Below are 17,853 nucleotides of genomic sequence, written 5' to 3' on the forward strand. Positions count from 1 at the left end.
ATCCGGCCTACGGAAGGCTGCTGAACCTGAGTTATCAAACAGTTGCTCAACTCCGTAGGCCCGCGCAAGCGCAGCGCCGCCGGGCAGGCTGTATCCGGCCCACCTTCTCCTTCTTCAACGCAAGCATCACGCCAGCAGGGGGTTCCCCGCAGCCTCCCCTGAACCCCCAAGTCCACACAACGAGACTGTCGTTTTTTGCCTTCTCTTAAGCTGAATCGTTAAAGCTAAAAGCGATACAGATCACATCTTGTGGTGATAATTAAGCATGGTTTATCACAATAATACGACTACTATCGCATTTAACATCTTAAAAACGGCCACTTTCTCACCAGGTGAGGCGCTTCACATTTTAATCACCCCCATGCCGGTAGATTTCACACGTCAATGACACAATCGATTCAGCAAAAAGGGAATAAAAATGAAAAAGACATTGGTTCTGACTGCTATCGCTCTGCTGGTTTCTGGCTCCGCCGCGGCAAAAACATGGGTGCTGACGAATGCTGAAGAGGGCATGGATAAAGGAAACTGGCAGATCGGCAGCGATCAGCTGAAGGTGAAAGACCATGCGTTCAGCATTGAGCAGAAAGTCCTGCACGGCGGCAAGCAGGAAGGCAGCAAAATCCTCACCATTCGCAGTAAAGACGGCCTGACCATCACCCTCAGCCCGACGCGCGGCATGAACTTGCTGCGAGTGGAAGGCTTCGGCAGCCGGATGGGTTGGGATTCGCCGGTCAAAGAGGTTGTTAACCCGGCGTTTATCAACCTGGAGAGTCGCAACGGGCTCGGCTGGCTGGAAGGGTTCAACGAGATGATGGTCCGCTGCGGCTATGAGTGGACCGGCCATCCGGTGACTGCGGACGGGCAAATTTATACCCTGCACGGCAAGGCAGGCAACACGCCGGCCTCTCTGGTGGAGGTAGAGGTGGCCGACAGCGCGCCGTATGAAATTCGCGTCCGCGGGCTGGTGAAAGAGAGCACCTTCAAAAAAGCCGATCTGCAAACCATGACCGAGCTGCGCTATATCCCGGGCAGCAACAGCTTCAGCCTGCACGATGTCTTAACCAATCACGCCGACTATCCACATGATTACCAGATCATCTACCACAGCAACTTCGGCACCCCGATTCTGGAAGAAGGCGCGCGTTTCCTCGCCCCGATGTCCAGCATCAGCCCGTTCAATGATTACGCTAAGAGCGGATTAAAAACCTGGCAAACCTATCAGGGGCCTACCAAAGACTTTGACGAGATGGTGTTTAATATTCAGCCGCTGGCCGATGAAAATCACCAGACGCTGGCCGCCGTGGTCAACAAAGCGGGCGATAAAGGAGCCTCCATTCAGTTCGACACCCGCCAGCTGCCGGTCCTGACGCTGTGGAAAAACACCGACACCGTCAAACAGGGCTATGTCACCGGTATCGAGCCGGGGACCAGCTACGCCTATCCGGTGACCATTGAACGCGAGCAAAAACGCGTAAAACAGCTGCAGCCGGGCGCCAGCGCGCAGTTTGATCTGACCTACACCCTGCTGCATGACAGTGCCCAGGTGGCCGCCGTCGAGCAGAAAATCGCGCAGATTCAGGGCGACAATAAAGTGGCGGAGAACGACACGCCGATCGCCAAAGAGTAAAAATACCCCAGCCAAACGCCCGGAGCGGTACGCCGCGCCGGGCTACGCCCACCCCATCACCTCGCGCCCAAGATCCCGGGCAAACTGCTGATACTGTCGCTCATCGATCGGCTGCGGGTAGCTCAGCACCAGCAGCTCATGATCCGCGATGCCCTGATGATAGGTCGGATGACGATGCGCCCAGGGGTTAGCGTGGAATCCCATCGACTGATAAAAGCGCAGCCGTTTATGGGCGATCTCGCTGCTCAGCGGATCGATTTCCAGAATGGTCAGCGGCGCGCGCGTCAGGATCTGCGCCAGCAGCTGTTTACCATAGCCGCGGGAGCGCAGCGTATCGTCGATCGCCAAATGTTCGACATAATAGTAGCCGGCAAACTGCCAGCAACCGCTGAGGCCGATAAATACCTCCTCATCGAACCACGCCTCCAGCGCGTAGTGCGGGTTGCTCAGCGCCTGGCGTTTGGCCTCGCTTTCGCGCTGCTCGTGCCACGGAAAGGCGCGCACGTAGAGCGCGTCCAGCATGGCGAAATGGGGCGAGTCGGTAGAAAGTACGCTTTCGCGGGTAAGCATCACACCATCCCTGTTGGTAAAAACAAAACTGCCCTCACGCGGAGGGCAGTGACCGGAGGCGGGACGTTACTCTGTCGCGGCCGCTTTTTGCGCCAGTTTATCCAGCAGCTTTTGATGAATGCCGCCGAAGCCGCCGTTGCTCATCACCAGGATATGGTCGCCAGGATGGGCGGTTTTGACCACCATCTCCGCCAGGGTATCGACGTCGGCGCTCCAGTGAGCCGGCTGGACGCAGGCTTCCGCCACTTCCGCCACCTGCCACGGGATATGCTGCGGCTGCAGGAGGAACACCTCATCGGCGCGGCCAAGAGACGGCGCCAGATCGTCCTTGCAGACGCCCATTTTCATGGTGTTAGAGCGCGGCTCCAGCACGGCGAGAATGCGCGCGGTGCCGCCCACTTTGCCGCGCAGCGCCTGCAGCGTAGCGAGGATGGCCGTCGGATGATGAGCGAAATCGTCATACACGGTGACGCCGTTGGCTTCGCCGCGCAGCTCCAGGCGACGGCGGGCGTTGATAAAGCTGCCCAGTGCGTTCGCGGCATCCGCCGGCAGTACCCCGACGTGACGCGCCGCGGCAATGGCCATCAGGCCGTTATGCATATTATGCTCGCCGACCAGCGCCCACTTCACCTCGCCGACCTTTTCACCGTCGAACAGCACTTCCCACTGCGAGGCGTCAGCGTTCAGCTTCTTCGCCTGCCAGTGGCCCTGCTCGCCCACTAGCTCCTGCTCGCTCCAGCAGCCCATCGCCATCACCTGCTTCAGGTTGATGTCGTTCTCCGGCAGGATAATTTTGCCTTTGCCCGGCACGATGCGCACCAGATGGTGGAACTGCTTCTGAATCGCCTTAAGGTCGTCAAAGATATCCGCGTGGTCGAACTCAAGGTTGTTGAGGATCAGCGTCCGCGGGCAGTAGTGAACAAATTTGGAGCGCTTGTCGAAGAAGGCGCAGTCGTATTCATCCGCTTCAATGACGAAGAACGGGCTGTCGCCCAGGCGCGCAGAGACGTCAAAATTGCCCGGCACGCCGCCGATCACGAAGCCCGGCTGGTAACCGCAGGCTTCAAGGATCCAGGTCGCCATGCCGGCGGTGGTGGTTTTGCCGTGGGTCCCGGCGACGGCCAGCACCCAGCGATCGCGCAGCACGAAGTCGTGCAGCCACTGCGGGCCGGACATATAGGAAATATTGTTTTCCAGCACCGCTTCAACGCACGGGTTGCCGCGAGTCATGGCGTTACCGATGATCACCAGGTCCGGCCGGGGCTCCAGCTGGCTGGGGTCATAGCCCTGAATTAAATCAATCCCCTGGTTTTCCAGCAGGGTGCTCATCGGCGGATAGACGTTAGCATCCGACCCCGTTACCTCATGACCGAGGGAGCGCGCCAGCATGGCCAGGCCCCCCATAAACGTGCCACAGATTCCTAAAATATGAATGCGCATTCGTCATTTCCTTCTCTTATCCGGGGCACATTTTACCCATATCCCGGGCCCTGGCGAAATGCATTTCAGGCGAATCTGTATTTTGCTGGCGCGATTCACTAGTGCGCACTTTTTTGATTCTTTGTTAAGATTGTTGCGTTCGTTTTACTCAACATAAAAATGCAGGGAACGAGTTATGAAAACGTTAGGTGAGTTTATTGTTGAAAAGCAGCACGAGTTCTCCCACGCCACCGGTGAGCTGACTGCTTTGTTGTCAGCAATAAAGTTGGGCGCCAAGATCATCCACCGCGATATCAACAAGGCCGGTCTGGTCGATATCCTGGGTGCCAGCGGTGCAGAAAACGTTCAGGGCGAGGTGCAGCAAAAACTCGATCTGTTCGCGAATGAAAAATTAAAAGCCGCACTGCGAGCACGCGATATTGTTGCCGGGATCGCCTCTGAAGAAGAAGATGAGATTGTCGTCTTCGAAGGGTGTGAACACGCCAAATACGTGGTGCTGATGGACCCTCTGGATGGCTCCTCTAACATCGACGTTAACGTCTCTGTTGGTACGATCTTCTCTATCTACCGCCGCGTGACGCCTGTTGGCACGCCGGTGACAGAAGAAGACTTCCTGCAGCCGGGTAACCGCCAGGTCGCCGCCGGCTATGTGGTTTACGGTTCCTCGACGATGCTGGTGTATACCACCGGCTGCGGCGTCCACGCCTTCACCTACGACCCGTCCCTCGGCGTCTTCTGTCTGTGCCAGGAGCGCATGCGCTTCCCGGAGAAGGGCAATACCTACTCCATTAACGAAGGCAACTACATCAAATTCCCGCAGGGCGTGAAGAAGTACATTAAGTACTGCCAGGAAGAGGACAAAGCGACTCAGCGTCCTTATACCTCACGCTATATCGGCTCGCTGGTGGCGGACTTCCACCGCAACCTGCTGAAAGGCGGCATCTACCTCTATCCAAGCACCGCCAGCCACCCGGACGGCAAGCTGCGCCTGCTGTATGAATGCAACCCGATGGCCTTCCTCGCCGAACAGGCGGGCGGTAAGGCCAGCGATGGTAAAGAGCGTATTCTGGATATTGTTCCGGAAAGCCTGCACCAGCGCCGCTCCTTCTTCGTCGGCAACAACCACATGGTGGAAGACGTCGAGAACTTTATTAAGTCGTTCCCGGACGCCTAAGCGCCCTGCCCGCTCCTCCCGCGCCTGCGGGAGGAGCCTCTCTCTTAGCGACTCCCCGCCCCGCTCACCCGCGTGACCGCCGCATTCTGCCGGTTTTCCCACAGCACGGTCAGCCCACGCTGTAGCGCGATAAAGATAAACAGCAAAATGCCGATGGCGATTTTGGTCCACCATGAGCTGAGGGTGCCGTCGAAGTTGATGTAGGTCTGAATCAGCCCCTGGATCGCCACCCCGAACAGGGTTCCCAGCACAGTGCCGACGCCGCCGCTGAGCAGCGTGCCGCCGATCACCACCGAGGCAATGGCGTCCAGCTCCACGCCGACGCCCGCCAGCGCATAGCCCGCCTGGGTATAAATGGAAAAGACGATCCCGGCCAGCGTCGCCAGCCCGGTGGAGAGCATATAGATACGGATCGTGGCGCTGCGGGTGGAAATCCCCATTAAATTCGCCGACGTCGCGTTGCCGCCAATGGCATACACCTGGTTGCCGAAGCGGGTGCGGTGGGCGACAAAAATACCGGCCACCACCACCAGCAGCATCAGCAGCCCCATGGCGCTGAGGCGTCCGCCGCCGGGAATAGTCCATGCCAGCCCGGACAGGGTGTCGTACACCGGGTGGTTAATCGGAATCGACTCCTCTGACACCAGATAGCTCACGCCGCGCAGGAAGAACATGCCGGCGAGGGTGATGATAAAGGCCGGGATCTTCAGGGCGTCAATCAGCAGCCCCATAAACGCGCCGAAGGCGCAGCCCATCACCAGCACCAGCGGAAACGCCACCAGCGGTGATATTCCCCAAAAGCCAATCGCTTTGGCGAGAAAGACGCCGGTAAAGGCGATCACCGACCCGACAGACAGATCGATCCCGCCGGAGAGGATCACGAAGGTCATGCCCACGGCGATGATCCCGAGGAAGGCGTTATCCGTCAGGATATTGCAGATCACCCGCGTCGAGGCAAAGCCGGGGAATTGCGTCAGGCAGTAGAGATAGCCCAGCACAAACACCGCGAGGGTGATCATCAACGGTAAATTACGTTTTATCATGGCCGCGTACCCCTTTCAGTAAACCGATAAAGCGCGGCGACTGGACAATCAGTACGCACAGCACCACCACCGCTTTCACCACCTGGTTGAGCTCCGGCGGGAAGCCGGAGAGCAAAATCCCGGTGTTCATTCCCTGGATAATCAGCGCCCCCACCACCGACAGCAGCAGGTTGAAGCGCCCGCCCATCAGCGAAGCGCCGCCGATGACTACCGCCAGAATGGCGTCCAGCTCAAGCCATAGCCCGGCGTTATTGGCATCCGCGCCGCGAATGTCCGCCGCCACGATGATCCCGGCGATCGCCGCGCAGACGCCGCTCAGGACATAGGCCAGCATCACCACGATGCGGGTATTGACGCCGGCGTTTTTCGCCGCGCGGATATTGATCCCTACCGCTTCGATAAACATGCCCAGCGCCGTTTTGCGGGTAAACAGCCAGAACAGCAGCAGGGTCGCGGCGGCGATGATCACCGGCGTCGGAAACAGGAGGAACGATCCGCTGCCGAGCCACGCCAGCGCCGGGGAATCAAAGGTGACGATCTGCCCGGCGGTGATCAACTGCGCCACCCCGCGTCCGGCCACCATCAGGATCAGCGTCGCCACAAAGGGCTGGATCTTCAGGACCGCCACGAGAATGCCGTTCCACAGCCCGGCCAGCGCGCCCGCCGCCAGCGAGGCCAGCAGCACCACCGGCAGGCTGTGACCGCCGACGGTCATCGAGGCGGCCGTCGCGCCGGCTATCGCCATTACCGCCCCCACCGACAGGTCGATACCACCGGTGGCGATCACCAGCGTCATGCCGATGGCCAGCAGCGCCACCGGGGCGGCGCGGTTGAGAATATCGATTGGGCTGCCAAACAGGCGGCCATCCTGGAGCACCACCTGATAAAAATGGGGCGCCACCAGGCTGTCGACCAGCAGAACCAGCAGCAGGGCAATGATCTGCGGGGTGCCCTTCGGCCAGGTGAAGCGTCGCTTCTCCGGGCCGGTTTGCGAAAGAGATCGAGGCATCATGGGTTACTCCTTATGCCGCAATTGCGTTCATGATCGCCGGTACAGAGAGCTCGGCGAGCGGGATCTCGGCTACCTGCCGGCGATCGCGCATGATAATGACCCGATCGGCGTAACCCACCAGCTCCTCCAGTTCAGAGGAGATGACCAGCAGCGCCAGGCCATCGGCGCAGAGGGTTTCAATCAGGCGAATGATTTCCGCATGGGCGCCAACGTCGATGCCGCGGGTCGGCTCATCGAGGATCAGGAACTGCGGTTTGGTCAGCAGCCAGCGGGAAAGCAGCACCTTCTGCTGGTTGCCGCCGGAGAGAAACTCGATCGGCTGCTCCGCGCTGGGGGTGCGGATCCCCAGCTGGCGAATAAAGCGCTCGGCGATCTCGTTCTGTTCGCGCCGGGGTATCGGCCGCAGCCAGCCGCGCTGCGCCTGCAGAGCGAGGACGATATTTTCCCGCACCGAGGCGGCGGCGATAATGCCGTCGGTTTTGCGATCCTCCGGACAGAAGCCGATCCCGAGGCAGGAGGCCTGATGCGGAGAACGCAGGGTTTGCGGTTTGCCTTTGATCCACGCCTTCCCGCTGTCCGCCGTTTTAATACCGAAGATCACCTCGGCGGTTTCAGTGCGGCCGGAACCCAACAGGCCGGCGAGGCCAACGATTTCGCCCGGACGCACCTGCAGGTCGAACGGGGCGATGGTGCCTTTTTTACCGTAGCCTTCAAATGCCGCCACCGGCTTATCGCTCAGCAGGGTTCGGCCAGCCCGCTGCAGGGCGTTGTGGTCCAGTTCGCGGCCCAGCATCATTTTCACCAGCTCAATCTGCGGCAGTTCGCGGGTCTCGCGGCAGCCGACGAAGCTGCCGTTGCGCAGCACGGTAATGCGGTCGCTGACCGCATAGACCTGGTCGAGAAAATGGGTGACGAAGATCAGGCTGACGCCGTTATCCCTGAGCTGGCGCATCAGGGTAAACAGCATCTCCACCTCCTGGGTATCGAGGCTGGCGGTGGGCTCGTCGAGGATCAGAACCTTGGCCGACAGGTCGATGGCCCGGCAGATAGCGACGATCTGCTGCATCGCCACTGAAAAGCGGTTCAGCGGCTCGCGCACATCGAGGGAAAAGCCGTAGGAGGCCATCAGCGCCGTTGCCCTGGCCTCCATCTCTTTCCGCCGCAGCAGGCCAAACCGCCGCGGCTCACGGCCGATGAACAGGTTATCCGCCACCGACATATTGGGCAGCAGGTTCACTTCCTGGTAGACAGTGCCGATCCCCAGCTGCTGGGCATGGGCGGTATTTTTCGGGGAAATGGTCTGGCCTTCCAGCCAGATAGTGCCGCGATCGGCATGGTAAACGCCGGTAAGCGCTTTGATCAGCGTCGATTTCCCGGCGCCGTTTTCGCCCAACAGGGCCATGATTTCGCCGCGCCGCAGGCTAAAGTTGACGTTATCCAGCGCCTTAACGCCGGGGAAGAATTTACTGAGTCCTTCGGTGCGAAGGATCTCCTGGTGTGCCTCGGCGCTCATAATCGATATCACCTTCAAATGATGTCAGGTTGCCCCGGCTCGCGCTGTGCTTGCCGGGGTTGCTGGAACGCTGCCTGTTACCCTCTCCGGCTGAGGAGAGGGGCGGGATGAGGGGCTATCCACTCAGTAGCCCATATTTTTCTTCTTCTCTAACTCTTCTTTCGCCGTATCCGGCAGATACAGCGTCGATTTGGTAATGGTCAGCTTCTCCGGCAGGGTGCCGTCTTTTTTGTATTTCTCCAGCGCATCAAACGCCGGGCCGGCCATATTTGGCGTCAGCTCGACGCTGGCGTTGGCTTCGCCGGCGATCATCGCTTTATAGATATCCGGCACGCCGTCGATGGAGCCGGTCAGAATATCTTTGCCCGGCTTCAGGCCAGCTTCTTTAATGGCCTGGATGGCGCCGATGACCATATCGTCGTTATGAGCGAATACCATGCAGATGTTTTTGCCGTTATTCTCAGCCTTGATAAAGCTCTCCATAACCTCTTTCCCTTTGCTGCGGGTGAAGTCGCCGGACTGAGAGCGGATGATTTTGATATTCGACGCTTTGGCGATGGCGTCAGCGAAGCCTTTCTTACGGTCGATGGCCACGCTGGCCCCGACGGTGCCCTGCAGTTCCACGACGTTACACGGCTTACCGTCGACGGTTTTCACCAGCCAGTCGCCAATCAGCTGACCTTCCAGCACGTTGTTGGCGGTCACGGTGGTCATGTAGAGATCTTTATCTTTCACATCAATGGAACGGTCGAGGAGGAAGACCGGGATTTTGGCCTCTTTCGCCTCTTTCAGCACCGGCTCCCAGCCGGTAGCCACCACCGGCGCAATGAAGATCGCGTCTACCCCCTGGGCGATAAAGGAGCGCACCGCTTTGATCTGGTTTTCCTGTTTTTGCTGACCATCGGCGATCTTCAGCGTGATACCGCGCTTGGCGGCTTCCTCTTTCGCGACGCTGGTTTCCGCCGCACGCCAGCCGGATTCAGAACCGACCTGCGAAAAACCTACGGTTAGCGGGGCAGCTATCGCCATAGACGACATAGCTGCGGAAACTGCTGTGACAAGAAGTAAGCGCTTCCACATAAGGGTATCCTCGTAGGGTTATTGTTGGTTAAAATCTCACCTGCGGACAAACTATAGACAATCGGTGATGTAACTGAATGCGTTACATCACACTTCAAAAAAGTAAATGAGATGTTAATGACGGCCCCATTGCCCAGTGGAGAGCCGATAAGGCTTCGCAGGGAGCGCGGCTGTTGCGGTTTATGACGTTTTTTTAAGCGGTTTGATAAATCAATCACATGCAATGAAAACGGTTACATAAATTTATTCATGATGTGGCTATGTTTATGGATTTTCATGCCATTATTGCGCGCAAAATTCAGAGCACTCCACGGCGAGATCGGGAAAAAGAAGCGAAGACATTCGATGTGAGTTGGCTATAATACCGAGCACTTGTTTGCCATACATTTTAAAGGAAACAGACATGAGCTTACTCAACGTACCTGCGGGCAAAGATCTGCCGGAAGACATCTACGTCGTGATCGAGATCCCGGCGAACGCAGATCCCATCAAATACGAAGTCGACAAAGAGAGCGGTGCACTGTTCGTTGACCGTTTCATGTCCACAGCGATGTTCTATCCGTGCAACTACGGCTACATCAACCACACCCTGTCCCTGGACGGCGACCCGGTTGACGTGCTGGTCCCGACCCCGTACCCGCTGCAGCCGGGCTCCGTGATCCGCTGCCGTCCGGTTGGCGTTCTGAAGATGACCGACGAATCCGGTGAAGATGCGAAACTGGTTGCGGTACCGCACACCAAGCTGAGCAAAGAATACGATCACATCAACGATGTGAACGACCTGCCGGAACTGCTGAAAGCCCAGATCACTCACTTCTTTGAGCACTACAAAGATCTGGAAAAAGGCAAGTGGGTTAAAGTCGACGGTTGGGACAACGCAGAAGCGGCGAAAGCTGAAATCGTTGCCTCTTTCGAGCGCGCTAAGCAGAAGTAATTCTGTCTCAGGCAGGGTCATACCCTGCCTGATTGCGGTACGGATAGCCGCGATAACACCATGGAGGGTGTCCCGTGAAAAGCGTTCGCTATTTCACTCTTAACTTTTCTGGCTTCACAACCGCCGCCTCTGAAAAACAGGGGTATCTGCGCCTTATCGCCGGCGACCATGTCTTTTATACCGATAAACGCTATTTTAACGACCCCTCGCTTTTTGACCGCCTGAAGACCCATCAGCCTCTGTATCTCGGCGCCCGCCGCCTGGACAACGGCAGTTACTGGATCCACTGGCTCAGCGATGGTGAAACGCTCCTTGAGCCCAGTCAACGCGTCAAGCGCTGGGCCCGGCCGCTGCTGATTATCAGCCTGCTGACGCTCATCGTCTCCCTTATTCCGCTCCTGGTGAGCGCCTCAGAATGGGCAAAGTTCGGCTGCGGCATTATCGCGGTACTGGCCTTCATCGCGCTGTTAACCGGGCTCTGCGAGCGACTGTTCCACCCGGCGCTAAAACGGCACCCCGCCATGCGCGATCTGCTGGCGAAGATGGCGCGGGCCCGCCGCCGCGACTTTTCTTTTTGCCAGCCGCTACCCGCAACGCCGCGGGCCGTCCGCCGGTCGGCAATGCCTTTTACGCATGCCCTGCCGGAACGCTATGCGGTTAAGACCGACATCATCACCGATACCCACTTTAAGAAGTGGTATGCGGGCAGTCCTACGCGGGAATATCACGGCCTCGGGATACAATGCGGTTCCCTGCCGCTGGCCTTCTGGTGGCAGGCAGGCTGCGCTAATTTCGCGCTGCATCCTGTTCTCTATCGTCGTCAGCCACCGTTTCTTGCCACTGGCGATCGTATCGTCGCCGTATACGAGCGCGACAGCCGGGCGATCCATGCGCTATACAATGCCAGCGACGGCGCGGCTTATGTAAAACACCATCCGCTCTATCCTGGACGCAGACAGCTGTCGCTGCTTTATTACCTGTTTTACGGCCTCGCGCTGGTGATGTATCTGCTATTTCTCGGGGTAGAAATCATCAGCGCCCTTCAGTCAGGCCGGCGCGTCTGGTGGCAGGTTCAGGATTCACTGGACATGCTGTCCTTACTGTTACTCTGCTTTGGCGGGATACTGGCGGTACTGGAGCTGATTGGCCCAACGGCCTGGTTATTGTCACACCGGGTGGCTGACTGGCTGAAGCTGCGATCGGCGATGCGGCGTTACCTGCGGGAGGCAGCCCCCCAAACCACGCCCGAGGAGGTCATGTAATGTTCAGCACCTCAACACGACGATTATTATTCCTCGCGCTGACGACGCTGGCTTCCACGATGTGGCTGGCGAGAGATTATCTGCCGCTCTGGTAAGAGGCGGGCGCAGAAAAAACAACGCCACCCGAAGGTGGCGCTGTCGTGGTTAATACTGGTCGCGATCCAACCAGTTGCCGTTCGCTATCAACGTACAACCCTCAACGGAACGTTGATAGACATACATCCATGCGCTGCCGTAAGGCGTCTGAATCAGGTGGCGCGCATACTCGCCCCCCTTGGTGCGGAGCGCATCCAGTTCGGCCAGCGTCGATGCATCAATACGATAAACTTCACCATGTACTGTGCCTTCGCCGGGCACCGCGCCTGGATAGTGGCCCAGGCTGTACAGCTGATAATCGTCGACACTATGAGCGCCCAGCCACTGGGCGTTGGTCATCCAGTGGCTGTTGCCTTGTTTGCGTCGTAAACTGCCGTAAACAAATATTCGCATTGCTAAAACTCAAACTGATAGAGCAAATCGAGCGCCTGGTCGATGCCAGACACCGCTTCCACATATAGCTTAGGCATCAGGCGATAACGTAAAGTCAGCGTCGCCAGGGAATCGAAGATACCGACCCCGTATTTTACCTGCAGACCCGGCAGTACATAGCCGCTGACCACCACCTGGGAAGAGTCGCCTACCCCTTCGGTGTCCAACGCCAAATTGCTTACGCCAAACGTCTCGCCGATTTTACCCACAACCTGACCACTTTGTGCAACCCCCATACCAATAAGCATTGAGGTCATCGCGGCGCTATCGCTCTGTCCGCTGCTCAAACCCTGTCCGCGCAGCAGATAAGACAGCGCTTCCTGCTGGGACATAACCGGGTCGGAGAAGATCTCCGCTTTCGGCTGATCGGCGGAGCCGGTGACGCGAACGCCGGCGATCACGTCGTCTTCGGTGGCATCCGGGTTACGAATCGCTTCGATATTCAGCAACGGCTGATCCGGCGGACCGGAGAACAGCAGCTCCCCTTTGCGCACAATCAAATCCTGGCCATAGGCGTGGAAGCGGCCGTCCGGAATATTGATCTGCCCGTTGAGTCCCAGCCCCTGCTTGTCCTGCGCCACTTTCAGATCGCCGGTCAGACGCGCTTTCAGACCGAAGGCTTCCAGACGAACGTTGTTGCCGACGTGGATCGTCAGGTTGCTGTTGATCGGGATCCCGGCGCTCTGCTGCTTAATCGGCTTGAGGTTTTTGTCGAGCATCACTTCGTCCGACGACACGCCGACCGCGCTCTCCGGCACCTCGTTGACCACGATCCGCGCCCAGGGCACATCCACCTTGCCATCGAGGTTGAACAGGCTTGGCGTGGCGGTAAACACCACGTCCGGCGATACATCAAGACGGACCATCGGCGGCACGGTGATCCGCACCCGGCTGCCCTTCGCCGCAATCTGCGCCCGCCAGTTATCGATCTGCGTCCAGTCGGCGTTCCCGCTAAGGGCGATTTGCCCCTGACGGGTGTTCACCGTCCCCTGCAGGGTCGAGCGCGTACCGTTGAAGTTCATCGCCAGCTGGCTCGGCTGCATATCAAACGGCATAAAGTTGCCGTCGATATCCACCCCGCTTAGCTGCATCTGGCCGAACAGCTGCGGACTTTTCACGTTGCCGCCCAGGCGCAGACGGGCGTTGAGCCGTCCCTCCGCCTTTTCACCGCGGGCGAAAATCGGGTTGATCATCGCCAGCGAGAAGTTGCTGATATTGACGTTGCCGCCGAGATTACGCCGCCCCTGCGGGTCGGTGACCTGCACCTGCCCATCCAGCTGGCCATTGTTGGTCAGGCGGATAAGCCAGCCCAGCTCCGCGCGATTGTTGTGCAGATCGGCGCTGAGGTTCAGCGTATCGAACGCCACCGGCAGCGGGGCGTCATTGACCACCTGGGTCACTTTGACGTTGCGCCCGCTGAGGGTCACTTTGCCCTGCGGCAGTCCCTCTTTGGTGGTGTCCCAGCTGACATCGGCATTACCGGTAAACACGCCGCTGGCCTGGGTCGCCTCCGGCATAAACGGCTTAAGCATCGCCAGGTCGAAGCGGTTGAGATTCACCCGCGCCCGCCCGCTGGCGCCCGCGTCAATGGTCTCAGGCACGCAGAGCTCGGCGTTCGGGTTGGTCCAGCAGTGTGGCCCGATGCTGATTTTCTGCTCCTGGTTACGGTAGTCCAGCGCAATACTGCGCGTCAGCGCTACCGGCCCTACCGGCGTCTGGAAGCGGGTATCGCTTAGCGCGCCTCTCCAGCGCTCGGCCTGACGATCGAAGCTACCCGCCAGCGCCAGCTGGCCGGAAACCGGATCGCCCTGCACCCGCAGTCGCAGCTCATGCTGCTTCTCAGTGCCTTTGGCATTGAGCTGCACCAGGCTGATATTCACCCCCGGCTGGCTGATGCGATCCACCCGCACGTCCAGGTTGCCGCCAATCTGATCGGTGGATTTCACATCCCCTTTGACGTTAACCTGGGCGATGCTCAGCTCCTGCCAGCGCAGCGCCCGGGCGGTGATGTCCGCCAGCAGCTGCGGCGCATCGACAGTGCCGCGCACTTTCACCAGCCCCTTCGCCGTCCCGCCGAGCCCCGGCAGCGCATTATCCAGGTGCGGCGCATCGATGGTGGCGTCGAGATTCAGATCCTTCACCCCCAGCTCGCCTTTGATATCGGCGCTGTTCGGGCCTAACGCCAGATGCAGCCCCGGGATCTTCCACTGCAGATAGCTGTTGCCCTGCAGCGAGCCGGAGACATCCACCTTGTTCTGTTTCACGTTGCCGGTAATTTTCAGCTCCGGCACCGACATCTGCCAGCTGCCGCCGTACAGGCTGCCCTGGGTCTTGATCCTGCCGTTGAGCTTCGACGGCCAGTCCGGCACCTCTTTGGCGGTGTTGATGCCGTCGAGGGTCAGCTCGCCGCGCCAGCTGATCGCCTGCTGCCAGTCGAGGAGCGCCTTCAGCTCGGTTTTCCCTTCGAGGGCATTGACCGTCAGCTTGTCGAGATTGATCTGCCGCTCATTGCCTTTGGCGTTGAGGGCAATTTTCGCCGGCGGCAGCGACTGGCCTTTCACCGCGGTGGAGAAGGCCAGCGCGTAGTCGGTCATTTTGCCGCTGAACTTCAGCTGGACGTCGTCGGCCTGGAACTGCTTCTCGCCGCTGAATGGCCAGGCGAGCTGCTTGCTCTTCAGCTCCATATTGAGCGGCAGCCCGGCCTCCGCCAGCTGCGCGTCCGCCCGCAGCGTGGCCGCTACCGGCCCGCTTAAGTCCACCCCGACCTTAAGCGTTTTACGTATCTCGCCGCCCACCTTCAGCTGCACTTTCTCCCCTTTCATCGGGTCGACGTTCAGCGTTCCGGCGAGGGTGATGTCTACCGGCCAGTTATCCTGCAGCTGGGCGCTGCCCGAGGCGGTGACTTTGCCCTGATCGGAGTCGATGTCGAGGGCGTCGAGCTTCATCTGCCCGTCGATACTGCTGACTTTCAGCAGCAGGTTATACACGGTGATATCGGTATCGCCGGTGAGGCGCAGCTGTTCGCCGCGGAACGCCTCAATATTGAGGTTCAGCGGCAGATGGACGTCGGTCATCGCCGGCAGCACCGGCTGCGAGAAGAGGTCGGTCATCGTCTCGCCGAGCGGTTTTTCCTGCGGCTGCGGGTTGTCGATTTTCGGTTCAACCACCTGCTCCTGCGCCACTTTCGCCACCTTCGGCAGGGCGATCAGCAGCCCTTGCAGCGAGGTCGGCGTCAGGGTCAGGTTTTTCTCCTGCCAGTTCAGGCCGGTGGAAAAATCGCGCACAGAGACCGCGGTATCGTCGATTTTGACGTTGACGTTATGCAGCGCGACGCGGCTAAGGGCGATCGGATAAGGGGTGGAGAGATTCAGCGGCCCGCTGTCCTCTTCCTCGACCGGCGCAGAGGGCGGCATCTTCTTCGTATCGACGGCGACGTAAATATCGCGCAGCGAGATGTCGTTTACGCACAGACTGCTGTCCCACAGGCAGCGCAACCTGACGCTGAGATGAAACTGGCCGGCGGTGACCGCCACGCCAGGCTGCTCATAGCGGACATTATCGAGGGTTAAATCACGCCAGCCGCCGGTCACTTTGCCGATTTCCAGCCCCGGTACCCAGCGATCCGCCGCTTTGAACACCAGATGCAAGCCGGTGGTGGTGCCCACCAGGAACCCGACGGTGCCCAGCAGGAGGACCAACACGATTAAGACGCCGAGGCTTATCTTCTTCCATAAACTCATAATTCAGGCCCCAGACCGATGTAAAACTGTAAACCATGCTCTTCTTTGTCGCCGATTGGCCGGGCGATATCCAGCTTGATCGGCCCCACCGGCGACTGCCAGCGCACGCCCACCCCGGCGCCGGTTTTGAAATCACTTTCGCGAATATCGCTGACCGCTTCGCCGCTATCGACAAACACGGCGCCCCACCATTTGCCGCTGACGTTGTACTGATATTCCAGCGAGCCGGTGGCCAGCTTCGAGGCCCCGATCAGCTTGCCGTCATCGTCCTTCGGCGAGATGGATTTGTATTTATAGCCGCGAATACTGCGATCGCCCCCGGCGAAAAAGCGCAGGTCCGGCGGCACCTTGTCAAAGTTGTCCGCTTCGATCCAGCCCAGGTTGCCGCGCACCACAAAGCGGTGGCGGTCATAGAGGGTACGGATCCAGACATCCTGGGCCTGCATCACGATGAAGTTGATGTCCGAGCCCCACATGGTGTTGGAGTAGTCCACCGAGTAGCGCTGGGAATCGCCCCAGGTGGGCATCAGGCCGCCGCGGGAGCGAGTGCGGTTCACCGAGACCCCGGGGTAAATCAGCATGGTGGTGTTGGTGACGTTCGCCTGGGTAAAGTGGTCCAGGCTCCAGCGCAGGTTGATCGCCCGCTGCCAGCCGCTCGACATCTCCCAGAAACGCGACAACCCAAGGGTGGTGGAGTCAGCCTGGGTGTCATTGAGATCGGTACGCTTAAAGCCGCCCTGCATCAGATAGTACTGCTCGAGCGGGCTCTTGAGCAGAGGGACTTTATAGGTGAAGTCGAACTGCTGCTCCGGGGCGGAGAGGCTGACGCTGGAGGTCAGGCTGTGGCCATAGGAGTTCATCCACGGTTTTTTCCACGTGGCTTTTACCCGCGGACCGACGTCTGTGGAGTACCCTACCCCGGTTTCCACGGTGTTCTCTTTGCGTGGCGAGACAACGCCCTGCAGAGGCAGCACCTTGGTTTTACGTGACTTAGCAAAATCAGGCGCCACCACCACCGAACTGAACCACCCGGTCGCCGCCAGGCGGCGGTTTAGCTCGGCCAGGTCCTGAGAGGTGTAGTAGTCGCCCTCTTTAAACGGCACGAGGTTTTGCAGGTATTCATCACGGATTTGCGATCCGGAGAAGGTGACGTGGCCAAAGCGATAGCGTTCGCCGCTGTCGTAATCGATATCCCAGAACGCCTGATGGCGGTCGAGGGAGACCCCCAGCTGGCTTTTATTGAACTCGCTGTCAAAGTAGCCTTTGCGCAGGGCGACGCGGGTCAGGGAGCTCTTGAAACCGTCGTAATCGCCGTGGTTGAGCACCGTCCCGATGGCCGGGCGGGTTTTCAACAGCGCCAGATAGTCGCTGTCGGTGCGGGCGCCGCCGCGCAGAATCACCTCGGTGCCGCCAATGCGCACCGGCTCACCCGGGGTCACTTTGGCGATCAGCACCTGACGGCCCCTTTTCGGCGGCGGACGAAGATCAAATTCAATCGTCGGCTCGTAATACCCCAGCGCTTTCAGACCTTCGCGAATGGCGTCATCGACGCGCGCGCGAAAGCGACGATCCGGCGTGACCTCATCACTCTGGATGGTGGAAAGCTGGGCGCGAACGTTTTTCTCCAGCTCCCCGGATAATCCTTCAACCTGCAAACGCACATTCGCTGCGCTGGCGATCCCGCTGACCAGCAAAAGGCTGGTGACACATAACTGGCGGATTTTTAGCACATTTTCTCCTGAATATCCCTGTTTCCCCCTACAGGAAACACTGGCGCCGCTCCACGGCTTAACAAAACCCTAACAACGTAGGGTTGAAAAAGTGGCAATAACCCAAATAATTCTTATGTATTAATCTAGACGTATTACGCGTATTTATTGTGTTAAAAGACACGCTTCGTTACAACCTTAACGACGATTTCTGTATTGAG

At 58.9% G+C, this 17,853-nt stretch carries 13 protein-coding genes; 4 read left to right on the plus strand and 9 right to left on the minus strand.

The genetic code is table 11. The features are described 5' to 3' along the window. The first annotated feature begins 418 nt into the window (after positions 1–418). Complete coding sequence (locus ABLX76_RS17475; protein ID WP_023291750.1) at positions 419–1,627, plus strand: aldose 1-epimerase family protein; 1,209 nt, start codon at positions 419–421, stop codon at positions 1,625–1,627. 42 nt (positions 1,628–1,669) lie between these two features. Here the strand turns inward: ABLX76_RS17475 and ABLX76_RS17480 are convergent, their stop codons facing one another. Together ABLX76_RS17480 and mpl are read right to left on the minus strand one after the other, a co-directional pair. Further along, positions 1,670–2,197 carry a GNAT family N-acetyltransferase gene (locus ABLX76_RS17480; RefSeq protein ID WP_348874973.1) on the minus strand — a complete coding sequence of 176 codons (528 nt, stop codon included), beginning with the start codon at positions 2,195–2,197 and terminating at the stop codon, positions 1,670–1,672. Positions 2,198–2,263: 66 nt separating this feature from the next. Next, on the minus strand, positions 2,264–3,637 hold the full coding sequence (gene mpl / locus ABLX76_RS17485; protein WP_348874975.1) for a UDP-N-acetylmuramate:L-alanyl-gamma-D-glutamyl-meso-diaminopimelate ligase: 1,374 nt from the start codon (positions 3,635–3,637) through the stop codon (positions 2,264–2,266). Between the two features lie 175 nt (positions 3,638–3,812). Between mpl and fbp the strand changes: the two genes are divergently transcribed. Then, complete coding sequence (gene fbp / locus ABLX76_RS17490; protein WP_065882706.1) at positions 3,813–4,811, plus strand: class 1 fructose-bisphosphatase; 999 nt, start codon at positions 3,813–3,815, stop codon at positions 4,809–4,811. 44 nt (positions 4,812–4,855) lie between these two features. Here the strand turns inward: fbp and yjfF are convergent, their stop codons facing one another. The 4 genes from yjfF to ytfQ form a co-directional block, all read right to left on the minus strand. Continuing rightward, a complete protein-coding gene (yjfF, locus tag ABLX76_RS17495) occupies positions 4,856–5,854 on the minus strand; it encodes a galactofuranose ABC transporter, permease protein YjfF (RefSeq protein ID WP_002886825.1) in 999 nt (332 codons plus the stop codon). Continuing rightward, positions 5,841–6,866 carry a galactofuranose ABC transporter, ATP-binding protein YtfT gene (gene ytfT / locus ABLX76_RS17500; protein WP_087848667.1) on the minus strand — a complete coding sequence of 342 codons (1,026 nt, stop codon included), beginning with the start codon at positions 6,864–6,866 and terminating at the stop codon, positions 5,841–5,843. The genes yjfF and ytfT overlap by 14 nt, the downstream gene beginning before the upstream one ends. A 10-nt stretch (positions 6,867–6,876) precedes the next feature. Further along, positions 6,877–8,379: a galactofuranose ABC transporter, ATP-binding protein YtfR gene (gene ytfR, locus ABLX76_RS17505; protein ID WP_032736727.1), complete on the minus strand. Its 1,503-nt coding sequence runs from the start codon at positions 8,377–8,379 to the stop codon at positions 6,877–6,879. A gap of 123 nt (positions 8,380–8,502) precedes the next feature. Beyond that, positions 8,503–9,459, minus strand: a complete 957-nt coding sequence (ytfQ, locus tag ABLX76_RS17510; RefSeq protein ID WP_008807147.1) for a galactofuranose ABC transporter, galactofuranose-binding protein YtfQ — start codon at positions 9,457–9,459, stop codon at positions 8,503–8,505. Between the two features lie 403 nt (positions 9,460–9,862). On the opposite strand from ytfQ, the gene ppa reads away from it, so the two are divergent. Together ppa and ABLX76_RS17520 are read left to right on the plus strand one after the other, a co-directional pair. Next, complete coding sequence (gene ppa / locus ABLX76_RS17515; protein WP_002886766.1) at positions 9,863–10,393, plus strand: inorganic diphosphatase; 531 nt, start codon at positions 9,863–9,865, stop codon at positions 10,391–10,393. Between the two features lie 74 nt (positions 10,394–10,467). After that, positions 10,468–11,655: a hypothetical protein gene (locus ABLX76_RS17520; protein WP_348874977.1), complete on the plus strand. Its 1,188-nt coding sequence runs from the start codon at positions 10,468–10,470 to the stop codon at positions 11,653–11,655. A 144-nt stretch (positions 11,656–11,799) separates the two neighbouring features. Here ABLX76_RS17520 and ABLX76_RS17525 read toward each other — a convergent pair whose 3' ends face one another. From ABLX76_RS17525 to tamA, 3 genes are read right to left on the minus strand one after another with little or no spacing between them, the layout of a single operon-like run. Further along, positions 11,800–12,144: a gamma-glutamylcyclotransferase gene (locus tag ABLX76_RS17525; RefSeq protein ID WP_002886724.1), complete on the minus strand. Its 345-nt coding sequence runs from the start codon at positions 12,142–12,144 to the stop codon at positions 11,800–11,802. A gap of 2 nt (positions 12,145–12,146) precedes the next feature. After that, positions 12,147–15,923 (minus strand): autotransporter assembly complex protein TamB, encoded by a 3,777-nt coding sequence (gene tamB / locus ABLX76_RS17530; RefSeq protein ID WP_048296487.1) that lies wholly within the window; start codon positions 15,921–15,923, stop codon positions 12,147–12,149. After that, positions 15,920–17,653: an autotransporter assembly complex protein TamA gene (tamA, locus tag ABLX76_RS17535; RefSeq protein ID WP_023291743.1), complete on the minus strand. Its 1,734-nt coding sequence runs from the start codon at positions 17,651–17,653 to the stop codon at positions 15,920–15,922. The genes tamB and tamA overlap by 4 nt, the downstream gene beginning before the upstream one ends. Positions 17,654–17,853: the final 200 nt, after the last annotated feature.

Origin of the sequence: Klebsiella sp. JB_Kp004 (genome assembly GCF_040065795.1) — a bacterium.
GTDB lineage: Bacteria > Pseudomonadota > Gammaproteobacteria > Enterobacterales > Enterobacteriaceae > Klebsiella > Klebsiella quasipneumoniae.